Annotated in this window: 16 protein-coding genes; 2 read left to right on the forward strand and 14 right to left on the reverse strand. The window is 65.5% G+C overall.

What is annotated here, in order from left to right:
* Nucleotides 1-84 precede the first annotated feature (84 nt).
* From NFH98_RS15850 to NFH98_RS15895, 10 genes are all read right to left on the reverse strand, one after another.
* Nucleotides 85-354, reverse strand: coding sequence for a BrnA antitoxin family protein (locus tag NFH98_RS15850; RefSeq protein ID WP_108132401.1), 270 nt, complete (start codon nt 352-354; stop codon nt 85-87).
* On the reverse strand, nt 323-607 hold the full coding sequence (locus NFH98_RS15855) for a BrnT family toxin (protein ID WP_348814766.1): 285 nt from the start codon (nt 605-607) through the stop codon (nt 323-325). The genes NFH98_RS15850 and NFH98_RS15855 overlap by 32 nt, the downstream gene beginning before the upstream one ends.
* Nucleotides 608-735: 128 nt before the next feature.
* A complete protein-coding gene (locus NFH98_RS15860) occupies nt 736-1,470 on the reverse strand; it encodes a glutamine amidotransferase-related protein (protein ID WP_108132551.1) in 735 nt (244 codons plus the stop codon).
* Between the two features lie 111 nt (nt 1,471-1,581).
* Nucleotides 1,582-2,760, reverse strand: coding sequence for an iron-containing alcohol dehydrogenase (locus NFH98_RS15865; protein WP_185696393.1), 1,179 nt, complete (start codon nt 2,758-2,760; stop codon nt 1,582-1,584).
* 7 nt (nt 2,761-2,767) lie between these two features.
* Nucleotides 2,768-4,153, reverse strand: a complete 1,386-nt coding sequence (locus NFH98_RS15870; protein ID WP_348827005.1) for an aldehyde dehydrogenase family protein — start codon at nt 4,151-4,153, stop codon at nt 2,768-2,770.
* A 68-nt stretch (nt 4,154-4,221) separates the two neighbouring features.
* A complete protein-coding gene (locus NFH98_RS15875) occupies nt 4,222-5,601 on the reverse strand; it encodes a glutamine synthetase family protein (protein ID WP_348827006.1) in 1,380 nt (459 codons plus the stop codon).
* Between the two features lie 99 nt (nt 5,602-5,700).
* Nucleotides 5,701-6,759, reverse strand: coding sequence for a twin-arginine translocation signal domain-containing protein (locus tag NFH98_RS15880; protein ID WP_348827007.1), 1,059 nt, complete (start codon nt 6,757-6,759; stop codon nt 5,701-5,703).
* A 136-nt stretch (nt 6,760-6,895) separates the two neighbouring features.
* Complete coding sequence (locus NFH98_RS15885; protein ID WP_045992804.1) at nt 6,896-8,218, reverse strand: TRAP transporter large permease; 1,323 nt, start codon at nt 8,216-8,218, stop codon at nt 6,896-6,898.
* A 184-nt stretch (nt 8,219-8,402) separates the two neighbouring features.
* Nucleotides 8,403-8,978, reverse strand: coding sequence for a TRAP transporter small permease subunit (locus tag NFH98_RS15890; protein ID WP_348827008.1), 576 nt, complete (start codon nt 8,976-8,978; stop codon nt 8,403-8,405).
* A 183-nt stretch (nt 8,979-9,161) separates the two neighbouring features.
* The gene (locus NFH98_RS15895) at nt 9,162-10,121 is read right to left on the reverse strand and encodes a LysR family transcriptional regulator (RefSeq protein WP_045992806.1); all 960 of its coding nucleotides are present in this window, start codon (nt 10,119-10,121) and stop codon (nt 9,162-9,164) included.
* A gap of 183 nt (nt 10,122-10,304) precedes the next feature.
* Between NFH98_RS15895 and NFH98_RS15900 the strand changes: the two genes are divergently transcribed.
* The gene (locus NFH98_RS15900) at nt 10,305-11,105 is read left to right on the forward strand and encodes a TraX family protein (RefSeq protein ID WP_108132396.1); all 801 of its coding nucleotides are present in this window, start codon (nt 10,305-10,307) and stop codon (nt 11,103-11,105) included.
* 116 nt (nt 11,106-11,221) lie between these two features.
* On the opposite strand, the gene NFH98_RS15905 is transcribed toward NFH98_RS15900, so the two are convergent.
* The gene (locus tag NFH98_RS15905; RefSeq protein WP_045992807.1) at nt 11,222-12,166 is read right to left on the reverse strand and encodes a LysR substrate-binding domain-containing protein; all 945 of its coding nucleotides are present in this window, start codon (nt 12,164-12,166) and stop codon (nt 11,222-11,224) included.
* A gap of 201 nt (nt 12,167-12,367) precedes the next feature.
* Between NFH98_RS15905 and NFH98_RS15910 the strand changes: the two genes are divergently transcribed.
* Nucleotides 12,368-13,378, forward strand: a complete 1,011-nt coding sequence (locus NFH98_RS15910) for a YeiH family protein (RefSeq protein ID WP_108132395.1) — start codon at nt 12,368-12,370, stop codon at nt 13,376-13,378.
* Between the two features lie 110 nt (nt 13,379-13,488).
* Here the strand turns inward: NFH98_RS15910 and NFH98_RS15915 are convergent, their stop codons facing one another.
* The 3 genes from NFH98_RS15915 to purE form a co-directional block, all read right to left on the reverse strand.
* Entirely contained in the window at nt 13,489-14,478 is a 990-nt protein-coding gene (locus NFH98_RS15915) for a BMP family protein (RefSeq protein ID WP_348827009.1), read from the reverse strand.
* A 135-nt stretch (nt 14,479-14,613) separates the two neighbouring features.
* A complete protein-coding gene (locus NFH98_RS15920; protein ID WP_108448226.1) occupies nt 14,614-15,729 on the reverse strand; it encodes a 5-(carboxyamino)imidazole ribonucleotide synthase in 1,116 nt (371 codons plus the stop codon).
* A gap of 37 nt (nt 15,730-15,766) precedes the next feature.
* Entirely contained in the window at nt 15,767-16,288 is a 522-nt protein-coding gene (gene purE, locus NFH98_RS15925) for a 5-(carboxyamino)imidazole ribonucleotide mutase (protein WP_045992811.1), read from the reverse strand.

Consider the following 16,288-nt stretch of genomic DNA (forward strand, 5'->3'; position numbering starts at 1 on the left):
CCACTTTGCCATCACGGCGTCGTCGATGCGTCCGGCCAGCGAGGCCTGGCCTGGCGCGTCCGCCAGCTATTTGGCGGCCAGACCTCAATCGCTACCATGTTCTCGAATATACTGTTTCAGGGCCTGGTCGATGCGGCGCTGCCAGCCATCACCGCCCTGCTTGAAGTGGTCAATGACGTCCCGAGACAGACGGATCGACGTCTTCACCTTCGTCGGCGTTCGTTGCGCCCCCCGCTGTCCGATGGCCCGTTTGAGGTTTGCAGGCAACACCTCATCCATGGGGCGCATACGTTCGATATCCTCATCGGTGAGTTCCCGGACCTCACCTGTCCTGTCCGTGAGTCGCCTTGTCATAGCGCCGCACCTCCCGAGCGTTGGCCTTTCTCAAGCTGATGACGCGAATTCCACCTTCAATCGGCGTGAAGCACACCACGTGGGCCCGCTGACCGATCATCCCGATGGCAACAAACCGACGCTCCGGGTAATCGTTGCGCTTGTCCTCGGTCAGTAGCGCCCCTTCCCAATCGAAATGAAACACCTCGCTGAAGGGCAGGCCGCGCACTCTGGCATTCCAAGCGCTCTTCCCCGGATCGAAGTCGATGATCATGCTTTAAATGTATGGACAAAAAAAGGACAAGAAGGTTCGTTCTCCCACAACGCACTCGTTGCCGAAACTAATGCTTGCCAGGTGCCTTGGCTGCCACCACCAAATAATGGCCTCCATCTTGCGTCTCGTCACCCCTCCCTGACCGCCATCGCCTCGCGCATGAAACGCAGTATCCACTCGGCCATCACGCCGTCGTCGATACGTCCGGCCAGTGAGGCCTGGCCCTGGCGTACCCGTTCTTCCCCGACCAGGCCCTGGCGCAGGTGCATCAGGTCGCGGGAGTAGTCGGGGCGAAACTCGGGGTGGCCCTGGACGCCAAGAAAGCAGCGGCCGACGCGGATCAGGTAGTGGGGACAGAAGCCGCTGCCGCCCAGGGTCGAGGCGCCTTCGGGCAGCGTCTCGACCTGATCCTGATGGCTGACCAGCAGATCGAGGTCATGCTGCCAGGGGGTCATCCAGGGCTCGCGCTCGCCGACCCGATTGTTGGAAAGCCCCACGCCCCAGCCCTTGGGACTCTTGATCACCTCGCCGCCCAACGCCTTGACGATCAACTGATGGCCGAAGCACACCCCCACCAGAGGCTTCTCCGCGCGATAGAGCGCGCGCACGAAGTCCTCGAGCCGGGCGATCCAGGCGTGGCCGTCGTTGACCCCGAACTTCGAGCCGGTGGTCAGCCAGGCGTCCACTGCCTCGACGTCATCGGGAATCTCGCCGTCCAGGCAGCGGTAGACCTGCCACTCGAGGCTGACCCCCAGAGAAAAGGCCGCCGGCGCCAGCAGCGCCTCGAACATGGCCGGATAGTTGCCGTGGGCGTCGATCAGCTCCGGCGCCACGTCGTCGCACTGCAGTAGACCGATTCGCATGATGTTCTCCATCACCAGTACCCCCTTGACGCTGGCCGGCCACCTTGCCAGAGACGACCCGGGCGCCGCCAGGGCTACGTCATCGGGCGGGGCCGGGCGCTATTCCAAGCGCTATAGCCGGCCCTGCTGGGCCGCCAGGAAGATGCGTTGATAGTCCTCGGCCGTAAAGGCGATGGGATTGCTTGCCGCGGACGGGTCGACCACCGCCATTTCGCCGATCTTCACCGCCTCGGCGTCGTCGATGCCGATGGCCGCCAGGTCGTGGGGGATCGCGAGCCGCTCACGCAGCTCGAGCACCCAGTCGATGGCACTTGAGGTGCCCGGCTGGCGGATATCGAGATAGCGACACAGGCGCACCATGGGCTCGCCGATGGCGCGCTCGTTGGCCTTGAGCACATAGGGCATCAGGATGGCGTTCAAGGTGCCATGGTGAGCGTCGTACAGCGCCCCCAATGGATGGGCCAGGGCATGCATGGCGCCGAGCCCCCGCTGGAAGGCGGTGGCGCCCATGCTCGATGCCACCAGCATGTTGAGCCGGGCCTCCAGATCGTCGCCGTGGGCGTAGGCCCGGGGCAGATAGTCACGGACCCGGCGCATGCCCTCCACCGCGATGCCCTCGGCCATGGGGTGATAGCCCGGCGCGCACCAGGCCTCCAGACAGTGGGACAGGGCATCCATACCGGTAGCGGCGGTAACCGCAGGGGGCAGGCCCACGGTCAGGGTCGGGTCCAGGATCACCCGGGCCGGCACCATGCCGGGGTGGAAGATGATGCGCTTGACCCGCTCGGCCTCGTCGGTGATCACCGAGGCGCGTCCCACCTCCGAGCCGGTACCTGCGGTGGTCGGCACCGCCACCAGCGGCACGATGGCGTCGCCGTCGGCGTTCTTCCAGTTGTCGCCGACGTCCTCCAGCGACCACAGCGACAGGCCGTCGCGCTGATTGGCCATCAGCGCCACCGCCTTGGCCGCGTCGAGTCCGGAGCCTCCGCCGAAGGCGATCACGCCGTCGTGCTCACCCTGGCGGAAGGCGTCGACGCCGGCGATGACGTTGGCACCGGTGGGATTGCCCTTGATCTCGGCAAACAGCCCCGCCCTGAGTCCTTCGCCGGCGCAGTGATCGAGCACTTCGCGCACCATCGGCAGCGCCGCGAGCCCCGGATCGGTGATCAACAACGGCGCCGTCATGCCAAGCTCTCGGCACTGCGCTGGCAGATCACGAATTCGACCGGCGCCGGTGAGGATGGCCGAGGGGTAGTTCCAGCTGGTGGTGTAGCGGCTGATATCGCTCATGGTTGCCTCAGGCGTGTTTCAGGTGGAAGGACTTGGGCCGGGTCAGGCTGTCGAAGCCGAGCCGCGACAGCGAGCAGCCGCGCCCCGAATGCTTGACGCCGGTCCAGGCCAGCTCCGGATCCAGATAGTCGCAGCGGTTGACGAAGGCGGTGCCGACCTGAAGCCGCGCAGCCAGCGCTTCGCCGGCGACCAGGTCGCGGGTGAAGATCGCCCCGGTCAGGCCGAATTCGGAGTCATTCATCAAGGCGATGGCCTCGTCGTCGCCGTCCACCGCCATCACCCCGACAACCGGGCCGAAGCTCTCCTCGCGCATCACCGCCATGCTGTGGTCGACCCCGGTCAACAGCTGTGGCGCCAGATAGGCGCTGCCGGGGCGCGACAGCGGATACTCGCCGGGGTCGATCCAGGCGCGGGCGCCGGCGGCCACCGCCGCCTCCACCTGGCCCCGTACGAAGTCAGCGGCGGCGGGCTTGACCACCGGCCCCAGGCTGGTGGACGGGTCGCAGGGGTTGCCGAGCCTGAGCTGCTTCAGCCAGGCCACCGCCCGTTCGACGAAGTCATCGAAGATGGCGCGCTCGACATAGATCCGCTCGATGCCACAGCAGCTCTGGCCCGAGTTGAAGAAGGCGCCGTCCATCACCCCTTCCACCGCGCTGTCCAGGTCGACGTCGGCACGCACATAGGCGGCGTCCTTGCCGCCGAGTTCCAGCGCCGTGGCGATAAAGCGCCCGGCGGTGGCGGCTTCGACGGTGCGACCACCGCCCACCGAGCCGGTGAAGGACACATGGTCGATGCGAGGGTCACCCATCAGGGACTCGGTGGCCTGGTGGCTCAGATGCAGGTACTGGAACACCCCCTCGGGGATACCCGACTCTCGGGCGGCCTCGACCATGCGCTCGGCACACAGCGGGGTCTGGGCGGAGTGCTTGAGGATCACCGCATTGCCGGCGAGGATCGCCGGCACCACGGCGTTCACCGCGGTCATGTAGGGGAAGTTCCAGGGCGCGACGATCAGCGAGACGCCCAGCGGTTCGCGGCGGATATAGCGGGTAAAGCCGGGCTTGTCGGCCAGGCGCAGCGGCGCGAGCGCCTCAGGCGCCATGGCGATCATCGCCCGGGCGCGCTCCTCGAAGCCGCCGATTTCCCCGCCGCCCTGAGAAATGGGCCGGCCCATCTGCCAGCACAGCTCCTCGGCGTGCTGATCGCGCCGGGCGACGAAGGCGTCCACCATCGCACTGCACAGGCGGCAGCGCTCGGCGACGTCACGTTCGCGCCAGTCCTGCTGGGCCTCGACCGCGCGGGCCAGGGCCGTTTCGATCTCGGCCGCGCCGGCCTGCTCGCGCTCCACGTACACCGAGCCGTCCACCGGCGATATCGTCTGTTGAATGGCCATGCAGTTCTCTCGTCTGTCGGTTGGCGGGATGCCGGGATGCCGGGATGCCGGGATGCCGGGCATCCGCGTCAGATAATCTCGAAATAGCGATCGAGCTCCCAGTCGGTGATATGCCGACGGAATTCGCGCTCCTCCCACTCCCGGGTGGCGGCAAAGTGCTCGACGAAGTCGTCGCCGAAAAGCCCGCGCGCAGGCGTCGATGCCTTGAGCCGCTGGGCCGCCTCCCACAGGGTTCGCGGCAGCGCCTGGTGCTCGGGATGGTCGAGCTCGTAGGCGTTGCCGGTAACCGCGGTATCGGGCTCGAGCCCCTGCTCGATGCCATAAAGGCCGGCACCGATGGCCGCGGCCAGCGCCAGGTAGGGATTGGCGTCGGCGCTGCCGAGCCGGTATTCGACCCGCTGGGACTTGGCGCTGCCGGGGATCACGCGCAGGGCGGTGGTGCGATTCTCGACGCCCCAGGTGGCGTCCGTCGGCGCCCAGAAGCCGGGAATCAGCCGGGTGTAGCTGTTGATGGTGGGGGCGAACATGGCCAGAAACTCCGGCATCAGCCGCTGCTGGCCGGCGACGAAGTGACGCTGGATGGCGCTCATGGAGTGCTCGGCGTCGGCGTCGTAGAAAGCCGACTCGCCGCTCTCGAGGTGCTTTAACGACAGGTGGATATGGCCGCTCTGGCCGGGATAGTCCGGCGACCACTTGGCCATGAAGGTGGCCATCAGGCCGCGTCGCTGGGCCCACACCTTGGTGAAGGTCTTGAACAGCGCCGCCTTGTCGCCGGCGGCCAGCGCCTCGTCGACGCCGATGGCGGCCTCGAGCACGCCTGGCCCGGTCTCGGTGTGCAGCCCCTCGATGGGGAAGTCCATGCGCTGGGACAGCTCCAGCAGCTCGTGGTAGAGCTCGGCATGCACCGAACTCCTGAGCATGGAGTAGCCCATCATGTCCGGGGTCAGCGGACGCAGGTTGCGAAAGCCCTTCTCGCGCACCGATTCCGGCGTCTCCTGGAACATGAAGAATTCATACTCCAGCGAGCCGTGTACCGAGAAGCCCATCTCGGCGGCCCGGCCCAGCACTCGCCGCAGCAGGCCACGCGGACAGATCGCCTCGGCCCGCTCGGTGAATTCGGCCATGAACAGCAGCATGTCGCCTTCAAAGGGTACCTCGCGACAGCTCTCCGGCAGCACGCGCAACTGGGCGTCGGGATAGCCGGTGTGCCAGCCGGTGTAGCGCGTGTTGTCGTACAGCTCGTCCTTGCTGTCCCAGCCCAGCACCACATCGCAGAAGGCGAAGCCGCCGTCGAGGGCGGCAAAGAACTTGTCACGGTGCATGTACTTGCCGACCATCACCCCGTCCAGATCGAGGAAACCGATCTTGACGTGGGAGAGGTTGCGCGCCTCGACCACCCGGCGGGCGTCATCCGCCGTACGCACGTCCCTGGGATTGAGTCCTGACATCGATCACCCTCCTCATGGGCGAAGGAACAAGGGCGAAGAAACAACGGGCCGACCTTGATTGCCGAGCCGGCCCGCAACGCCCGATATCTACCGTGAGTGTCAGCTGAAGCGGTAGGGAGGTCCCGCCTGCTGCATGGTCTGACGATAGTCCTTGAGGATCTGCACCACCTTGGCGTTGCGCTCGCTCTGGCCTGCGATCTCGTCCCAGAAGCTCAGCGCCTCGTCCTCGATGGTCTGCCACTCGCTTTCCGGGATCGAGGTCAGCTCCAGCTTGCCGCCCTGGGTGCGGTAGTGGGCCTCGCCCCACCAGTACCAGTGCTGACGATAGTAGTGAGAGCTGTCCATGCACATTCTGAACAGTGTCTTCAGGTGATCCGGCAGCTCGTTCCAGCGCTCGCTGTTGGCGAAGTAGGAGCCGGCCCAGGCGCCGGAAATATTGTTGGTCAGGTAGTAGCTGGAGACGTCCGCCCAGCCCACGGTGTAGGCCTCGGTGATGCCGGCCCAGGCGATGCCGTCGAGTTCACGGGTCTGCATGGCGACCTCGATGTCCTCCCACGGCAGGGTCACCGGCACCACCCCGAAGCGGGTCAGGAAGCGCCCGGCGGTGGGGAAGGTGAAGACCCGTTTGCCCTCCAGGTCCTTGATGCTGCGGATCGGCTCCCGGGTGACAAAGTTGCAGGGGTCCCAGCTGCCGGAGCCGAGCCAGGTCACTCCCTCGATCTCGCCGTAGGCCTCCTCCCAGATTTCCTTGAGGCCGTAGTGGTTGAACAGGGTCGGCACGTCCAGGCTATAGCGCGAGGCGAACGGGAAGTAGCCGCCGAACACCGAGACATCGACCGGAGCATTGATCGAGTCGTCGTCGCTCTGCACCGCGTCGATGGTGCCCCGCTGCATCGCTCGAAACAGCTCGCCGGTGGGCACCAGCTGGTCGGAGAAGTACAGCTCGATCTCCATCTCGCCGTTGGCGGCCTTGTTGAAGGCCTCGATGGAGGGCTTGATCACGTGCTCCGCCAGGGCTGGCCCCGCATAGGTCTGCAGTCGCCAGCGGATCGGCGTCTTCGACTGGGCGTGGACGTAGGGGGCGGCCAGGGTGCCCGCCCCCACGGTGGCGGCGGTGGCGACACCGGCCTTCTTGAGGAAGTCGCGACGATTGGTCATCCGTTCTCTCCCGTTTTCGTTGTTGTTGCCTGACGTTGCGTCCGTAAAGGACGCCTGTGGTCGTCTTCTCCTGCCTTCTTTAAAGCTCCTTGCTTCACATCCCTGCCTGCCGGGCCAAGACCGCGACAGTCCTGCCTCAGTAGTCCCTGAACAGACCCGGCAGCCATAGCGCCAGCTCGGGAAACGCGGTGATCAGCGCAAGCCCCGCCAGCATGATGGCGACGAATGGCCAGACGCTGCGGTAGATGTCGCCGAGACTGATCTCCGGCGGGGCCATGGCGCGCATCAGAAAGAGGTTGTAGCCAAACGGTGGGGTCATGTAGGCGATCTGCACGGTGATGGTGTAGAGCACTCCGTACCAGATCGGGTCGAAGCCCAGGGTGATCACCAGCGGCACGTACAGCGGCGCCACGATCACCAGCATGGCTGTGTCGTCGAGGAACATGCCCAGCAGAATGTAAGACAGCTGCATCATCACCAGGATCTGCCAGGGGGTGAGGCCGAACTGGTCGAGGAATACCGACTCGATGGCGCGCACCGCGCCGAGACCGTCGAACACCGCGCCAAAGCACAGCGCCGCCAGGATGATCCACATGAACATGCAGGTGATGCCGAGCGAGCGGCGCACCGTGGTCTCGATCACCGCCAGCGTCAGACGGCGCTTGAACGCCGCCGCCAGGGTCGCCGACAGCGCCCCCACCGCGGCGCTCTCGACCAGGCTGGTGACGCCCATCACGAATAGCCCGGTCATGAAGAAGAAGATCGCCAGCGGCATAATGCCCGCGCGCAGAAGCTTCAGCTTGTCGGCGGTGGACAGGTTGCGCTCCTCCGGCGGCAGCGCCGGGCCCAGGCTCGGCTGCAGGCGACAACGCACCACGATGTAGATGACGAACATCGCCGCCAGGATCAACCCGGGGATGGCTCCGGCCAGCCATAGCTGGCTGACCGGCTGTCGCGCGATCATGCCGTAGAGCACCAGCACCACGCTGGGCGGCACCAGGATGCCAAGCGAGCTTCCGGCCTGGATCACCCCGGTGACCATGATCTTGTCGTAGCCCCGGCGCAGCAGTTCCGGCAGGGCGATGGTGGCACCGATGGCCATGCCGGCCACACTCAGTCCATTCATCGCCGAGACCACCACCATCAGCCCGATGGTACCCACGGCGAGCCCGCCCTTGAGCCCGCCCATCCATACGTGGAACATCTCGTAGAGCTCGGAGGCGATGCCCGACTCCGACAGCATGTAGCCCATGAAGATGAACAAAGGCAGGGTCAACAGCGGATACCAGTTCATCAACTGGATGGCAGCGCTGAACGGCATCTCCATGCCGCCATCGCCCCACAGCAAGAGCGCCGCCGCCGCGCCGACGAAGCCGATGACGCCGAACACCCGCTGTCCGGTCAACAGCAGCAACATCATCGAAGAGAACATCGTCAGCGCGATCATTTCATAGCTCATCGATCGCCCTCCGTCCCTGGCTCTGGCTTAGAAACAGCAACATCATCGACGCTCTCGACAAGGGCAGCATAAGCGCGATCATTTCATGGCTCATCGATCGCCCTCCGTCCCTGGCTCTGGCTTAGAAACAGCAACATCATCGACGCTCTCGACAAGGGCAGCGTAAGTGCGATCATTTCATGGCTCATTGATCGCCCTCCCCGTCCTTCCGGTCCTGCTCTTCCCTGCCGTCCTTCTCCCCCTCGGTCTGCTCGAGCGGGTGTCCTCTCAGCACGGCGATATCCTTGAACAGGGTCGACAGGCACTGGGCGAGCATCAGCGCTACCCCCAGGGTCATGATGATCTTGATCGGCGCCAGCGGCGGCGCCCAGGAGCTGTAGTTGGTCTCGCCGTACTTGATCGCGTAGCTGGTGCTGGAGATGCCGCCGGCCAGCAGGGTGGCGAGGAACACCAGCAACAGCAGCATGGTCAGGATGTCGCTCATGGCCTTGGCCCGTGGCGACAGTCGGGTATAGAAGAGATCCATGCGCACATGGTCGTCGAGCTGCATGGAGTAGGCGCCGCCCAGCAGAAAGTAGGCGACCATCAGGAACTGAGAGACCTCGACGCCCCAGATCAACGGCCGATCAAACAGGGTGCGCGAGAGCGAGGCATAGAGCAGGACCCCGATCATCACGAAGATCAGGTACATGACGATACGACCGATACGCCGATTGAATCGGTCCACGTAGCGGACGTAGAGACGAATGGCTGCCGGCATGGGCGCTCCCGGACACAAGAGGAATCTCCTGAGTCTTGGCCCAGCCTGGCCGGACGTGCCAGTTGCATCGACTTCAACGACGTGATGACTATCGAAGCTTTCGATACTGCTCAAGCAAAGTGCAGAGAAAAGCAGCCACTGCACCGAAACCGGCCATGCAACTGGCCATCGCCGGGAAGATCCTCAGACGGAAGTGACGATCTGCTCCTCGACCCAGGGCAGCTCCTCGGTGAGCGTGGCACGAAAGTCGCCGTCCAGCAGGCGGCGGGCGTCCCGCGCCAGCTGTCCAGGCAAGCCACCGAGTTCGTCGCGCCTGGCGACCAGCGTCAACGAGCGCTTGAGCGGCGCCAGCGGCAGCGCTTCGATGCGCACCCTGAGCTGATCGAGCCCCGCCTGATACAGGCACAGCGGGGTCGTCACGGTAAAGCCGACGCCGTCGCTCACCGCCTTGAGCAAGGCGCAGGTATTGTCCAGGTGCAGCCGCGCCGGCAGCTCTACTCCGGCCAGGCGCAGGTGGCGCTCGATACTCTGGCCGATCAGCGACTGTGGCACATAGCGCACGAAGTCGAGCTGACGCGATAGCCAGCGCAGATTGTCAGCAGGCCCCGTCCAGCTCGCCGGCAACACCAGCACAAAGGGCTCGTCCAGCACCCTGTGACGCTCCAGGCCATCGTAGTTTTCCAGCCGATCGTCGGAGATGATCACGTCCACGTGCCGCGTCAGCAGCGAGTGGCCGTGCATGTGCGAAAGCCCGGTGGTCAGGGTGTAGTCACGGGTGTGGCGGCGGATGACATCGATCAGCGGCTTGCCCACGGCGGTGGCCAGCGAATCTACCAGCGCCAGGCGCATCTGATGCAATTGACCAAAGGCGCCGGTGATCAGTTCGCGGCGGGTATCCCGGGCCTCGCCCAGCAGACGGCGGGCACGGTCATAAAAGAAGCGTCCGGCGCTGGTGGGTTCCAGCGGCCGCGAGCGGCGCTCGAACAGCGCCAGCCCCAGGCTCTCTTCGAGGGTCGCCAGACAATGCGACACCGACGACTGGGTCAGGCCGAGCGCCTCGGCGGCGGCGCTCTGGCTACCGCGTTCCAGGGTCTCGACGAAGATTTCCATACTGCGCAGGTCGAAGCCGAAGCCATTCTTCATGGCGTCTCCTCGGTGGTGATGTTGTTATTGTCTCGGCGCTGTTGTCGGCTCTTGCAGGGGCTGTCGCAGCGATCCTTGACCCGGTGCTGATCCTGGTCGGTGTCGAAGCTCTACTCTGACTCCTGCGGAACTTGTCGGCCCGGCACAAGTCTACCCTGGCAAGCCGAACAACAGGGAAGTCCGATGACCTACGTCGCCAGCGCCAGCTACCACGAACGACCGTCCTCCCACTGGACCGGCTGGGGCCAGTGGATCGCGCTTGTCACCATGACCCTGGACCACCTGGCACGCTACCTGGCCACCGACGCCTGGCACCTTGGCTGGGTCGACTCGAGCGTGGGCCGTATCGCCTTTCCGCTGTTCGCCGGCATGGTCGCCTGGCACGGGCTATTCAATACCCGTGATCCGCTGCGCTACGCACGCCGGGTGATGATCATCGGTCTGCTGGCCCAGTTACCCTACCAACTGATGCCCCGCGAGGCGCTGTTTCAGCTCAACATCTGCTTTACCCTGGCGCTCGGGCTGATGGCCGGCCACTGGCTTGAGCAACTGACCCGGCGACAGGAAGCCGGAGAGCTCGGCCATGTACGCCTGGCGCTGGAAACCCTCGGCGTGGCAACCGGCTGGTACTTTGCCGGCTTCTGGGTCGAATACGGCCACCATGGCCTGTTGCTGGTGCCGTTTTTCATGCTCGGCATGGGCCAGCTCCATCGTACCGACGACGCCCTGCTCTCGCGCCTGCTGGCGGTGGTCGGCTGCCTGCCGCTGCTGCTGGTGGCAGGCATGATGAACAGCTCCGACATGGCCAAGTCGGTGACCGTGGCCACGGTCCTGGCGGTACTGCTGCTGGCCGCTGGTGCTCACCGGCTATGCCGCGCGCCCGGCATCGTCATGCCGCGGCGGATGTGGCTCGCATGGTATCCCGCCCACTTCGCGGTGATCGCCGCCATCCTGCTATGGACCGGCAACGCCCAGATCATGTAACGGTACCGGCAACGCCCAGAGAACCCGCCAAGGTGGCTCGCCTGCTCTTGATACCCCCAGGCCCACTTCGCGGTGATCGCCGCCATTCTGCTGTGGAACGGCAACGCCCAGATCCTCTAGGCGTCCTGCGCCGGCAGCGCGAAACGGCTTCTCTGTTCCATCAAGAAGACCTTGAAGGCCTGCCAGGCCGGGCTGCGGTAGCGGTCCGGATGCCACACCAGCGAGAAGTGGCGGGTCAGCGGCAGGTCATGTGACAGCGCCAGCAACTCCCCTCGTTCGAGCTCTCCCCGCACGCTCAGGTGCGACAGGCAACCCAGTCCCAGGCCCGCCGCCACGGCCTGCTTGATCGCCTCGTGCTGTCCCAGCTCCATGCGTACCTTGAGCCTCGGCACCCGGGGCAGCACCGCCGCCTCGAGTACCTCCCGGCTGCCGGAGCCGATCTCGCGCAGGATCCACGACTGCTCGACCAGATCAGCGTCCTCGACCCGGCCCTTGGCCACCAGAGGGTGCCCGGGCGCGCAGACGATCACCATATGGTCTTCGCACCACACTTCGCTGGCGAGCCCTGGCTCGTGACAGCGCCCCTCGATCATCCCCAGGTCGGCGTCGAAGCGCTGTACCTCGGAGATCACCTCGCCGGTATTGCGCAGTCGCAGGCGCAGGTCGACCCCCGGATGCAGTCCGCCGAACTCCCCAGCCAGCGGCGGCAACAGATAGGTGCCGATGGTGGCGCTGGCGGAGATCGCCAGGCTGCCGTGGAGCTCGTCTCCCGGTTCCTCGGCGGCGGCGATCAGCTCGCCCAGATCATCCAGCAGCTGTTCGGCGCGCGGCAGCAGTCGATGGCCCATGTCGTTCAGGCCAAGCCGCCGTCCCGGGCGTTCGAACAGGGTGACACCAAGTTGACGCTCCAGGTCCGCCAGCGCCTGGCTGGTCGCCGACTGGGACAGGCTCAGTTGTCTGGCCGCGGCGCTGACGGTTCCCAGCCGGGCCACCGCCACGAAGACCTCGAGCTGGCGCAGGGTGATATGGGAGCGGGTGGGACTGTCTGGCGAGAAACTCATCACGGTGCTCGACGGTTGCAGGGAAGATGGCGGGGAAACGAAAACGGCTCCTATATCGGCTCAGCTTATAACAGGTTTCGTTATTACACGATAATCATCTGGTATATCCACGCCTAGAATCTCCCTATCGAACCGACGCCTCAGGCTCCACCCAGACGAGCCGGTAGCGGCGATACCCTGACACGAAGAGGAGATCCGCTCATGTGGCAAGGACTTGCGCTATGCGCACTATTGACGCTGGCCGGGCAGGCCATCAGCCGACTGCCCGGTATCGCCGACGCAGGCGTGAGTCCGCTGGTGTTCGCCCTGCTGCTGGGCATCGTGGTCGGCAATCTGCCGCTCAAGCGCACCGTCGAGGGCGCCCAGCCGGGGCTCGCCTTCGCTACCCGCTGGCTGCTGCGCGGCGGCATCGTGCTGTTCGGCCTGTCGCTGACCTTCGCTCAGGTGGTCGGACTCGGGCCCAAGGTGCTGCTGCTGGACGCGCTGATCATCACCGCGGTACTGCTGGTCGGCTACCAGATCGGCACCCGGGTGCTCGGCATGGATCGCGAGACCACCCTGCTGACCAGTGCCGGCAGCGCCATCTGCGGCGCCGCTGCGGTGCTCGCCACCGAGTCGACCATTCGCTCGAAGCCGGCAGCGGCGTCCATGGCGGTGGCCACGGTGGTGCTGTTCGGCTCCCTGGCCATGCTGACCTACCCGCTGCTGTATCCGTGGCTGGGCATGGACGAGGGACTGTTCGGGGTCTATATCGGCGCTACCGTGCATGAGGTGGCCCAGGTGGTCGCCGCCGGCGACGCCGTCGGCCCGGATGCCCTGGCCAACGCGGTCATCGTCAAGCTGGTGCGGGTGATGCTGCTGGTGCCCTTCCTGCTGGTGGTCGGCCAATGGTGGCTGCGTCAGCCGACCCAGGAAGGCGCCGAGGCCGGCGCTCAGGGCGCACACAAGGCCAAGCTGGTGATCCCCTGGTTTGCCCTCGGCTTTATCGCCATGGTCGGCGTCAACAGCGTCATCACCCTGCCCGCGCCCCTGCACTCGGGTCTGGTGCTGGCCGGCCAGATCGCCCTGACCATGGCCATGGCCGCGCTTGGCATCAACACCCGGATGTCGCGCCTCAAGGCGCTCGGCGTGAAGCCCTTTCTGCTCGCCCTGATCCTGTTTGTGCTGCTGGTGGTTGGTGGCGGGATGGCCAGTGCCCTGCTGATGGGCTGACCGGATCGATGGACCGGGCAGGAACCCGACACACAGCGAAGAAGGCGGCCTTGCGGCCGCCTTCTTGCGTGGAGCTGATCCATCATTGAGCAGCGAGAGACTTGCCCCTGCTACAGAGAGAATTCCTCGCCGTCGTAGGACGTCTGTACCTCGATGCTTCCTTCGACGATCTCGGCGGCGAGGCGATCGAGTTCGGCGACGATGTCGTCCTCGACCCAGGGCGCCAGCGACAGACTCACCGCCTCCGGGTTATCCAGGCCGATACGCACCACCTCACCCGAGCTCCAGCTGCCCTGCTTGACCGCCTCGGCAGCAACAAAACCCGCCATGGACACGTTGGCGATGGCGGAGCCGGCGAACACCTCCGGGTAGTCCTCATGCCACTCGCGCACATTGCCGAACTGCCAAACGCCTTCGGCCTCCTGCATCGCCTCGATGGCCCCTTGGCGACCTGCATTCAACATGGTGAAGATGATATCGGCACCGGCCTCGATCTGGGCGCTGGCCACGTCATGGGCCAGTGACACATCGTCCTGATCGCCGGCGAAGATGGTGAGGAAGTCGGCGTCCGGTCGGGTATGCTGCAGACCGTGGTAGAAGCCCCCGCGACCCTTGAGACCCGGAGTGACGCGAATCCCCGAGATATGGCCCACCACGCCGCTTTGGGTCAGCAGACCCGACGCTGCACCGGCGAGCCAGGCGGATTGCTCCTGAAGGACCTCATAGCTCGACACATTGTCGCCGGTGACATCCCCCTGGGTGACGGAGAACAGCACCTCGGGATAGTCCCCTGCCACCGTCATCACCGCCTCGGAATTCTGACCGCCGTGGGCGATGATCAGGTCCGGCCCGGCATCCGCCAATCGCCGCAGGGCGGCCTCAAGCGCGTCGGGCTCCGGCGCTATCCCGTCCTCGTAGCTGATCTCGGCGCCAAGTTCGGCCTCGATGCGCTCGAGTCCACGGTAACCCGCCTCCATGAAGCCGCCGTCATCCTTCTGCCCCGGCAATAGCATGGCCACCTCGAAGGCATCCGCCACGGCCAGGGAAGGCGAAAGCGAGAGACCACACAGCGCCGCCATGTATCCAACTTTGCGAATCATCGAACACCTCATTACTTATTTTTGTATACAGAACGCATCAACTACTCTAGCGCCGCGGTGGCGTCATCGCCACCCCGAAACGACGACGGGCCCCGTGTTGGGGCCCGTCCTGGAGGGAGCAAAACAGCGCCTGGCTCAGTCTTCGAAGCTGAAGCGCACCTCGGGCGCGTCCGGCACCAGGGCGGCGCATTCGCGCACCCGCTCAAGCAGGCTCGCGTGATCGTCGGCGACCAGGTTGATGTGACCAAGCTTGCGACCGGCGCGCTCGCTCTTGTCGTAGCGATGAAGATGAGCGTCGCGCATGGCCAGCACCTGGCTCGGCTCGGGCTCGCGTCCGATCACGTTGACCATGCAGGTCGGCGCCCGGGCACTGGTGTCCCCCAGCGGCAGGCCCTGGATGGCACGCAGATGATTCTCGAACTGGCTGGTCACCGCGCCATCCATGGTCCAGTGGCCGGAGTTGTGCACTCGCGGTGCCATCTCGTTGGCCAGCAGGCTGCCGTCGGCGCACTGGAACAGCTCCAGGGTCAGCACACCGACATAGTCCAGCTCATCCAGCAGCGCCCGGATGTATTCATCGGCGGTGTGCTGGACGCTGTCGTCGAGATCCGGCATCGGCGCCAGCGAGTAACGCAGGATGCCATCGACATGGACGTTTTCCGCCATGGGATAGAACACCACCTCACCGTCGCGTCCACGCACGGCGATGATCGACACCTCGCGCACGAAGTCGACAAAGGACTCGACGATCAACCGCGGGTGATTGATGCGCTTCCAGGCATCGGCAGCTTCCGCCGGGTCCTTCAGCACCGCCTGCCCCTTGCCGTCATAGCCCTCGGTGATCGACTTGGCCACCACCGGCGTGCCCAGCTCACGAGCGGCGGCTTCCAGCGACTCGGCGCTGTCCACCAGGCGATAGGCCGGCGTCGGAATACCCAGTCGATCGAACAGCGCCTTCTCCTCGGCACGATTCTGACACACCCGGATCGCCTCACTGCCGGGGTAGACCGGTTTCTCGGCTTCGATCGCCTGGACCAACGACACCGGCAGGTGCTCAAACTCGTAGGTGACCAGGTCGACGTCTTCGAGGAAGCTCTGGACGTGCTTCTGGTCGGTGTCGATCATCACCTCGCCGATCCCGGCGCTGGGGTGGCCGGTGGTATCGAGAAAGCGGAACCGGTTGGCCAGCGGATAGCCGGCCAGCGCCAGCATACGGCCGAGCTGTCCGGCCCCGAGAACGCCAATCTTCATGACTTGCTCCTGTTTTCCTGCGGGTACACGACGCCGTTCAGCCCTGGCGAGACTCGGGCGGACGAGGATCGGGATTGTCGAGCACGGTCTGGGTCTGCTCGGCGCGGAAGGCCTCGACGGCCTCGCGAACCTGGCTGTCCCCGAGCCCCACGATCTGGGCTGCCAGCAGGCCAGCATTGGTAGCGCCGGCCTTGCCGATGGCCAGGGTGCCGACGGCGACGCCGCCCGGCATCTGGGCGATCGACAGCAGTGAATCCAGCCCCTTGAGCGCCTTGGACTCCACCGGCACGCCGAGCACCGGCAGCGCGGTCTGGGAGGCGACCATGCCGGGCAGGTGCGCTGCACCGCCAGCCCCGGCGATGATCACCTGAATACCACGCTCGGCGGCACCCTTGGCGTAGTCGAACAGCAGATCCGGGGTGCGGTGGGCGGAGACCACCTGGGTCTCGTAGCTCACGCCGAGGCGCTCGAGCATGGTCACGGCGTGTTCCATGACCGGCCAGTCGGACTTGGAACCCATGATCACGCCGACCCGGGGCGCTGGGGAAGTGGATGACAT

Origin of the sequence: Halomonas sp. H33-56, assembly GCF_040147035.1 — a bacterium.
Classification (GTDB): Bacteria; Pseudomonadota; Gammaproteobacteria; order Pseudomonadales; family Halomonadaceae; genus Halomonas; species Halomonas litopenaei.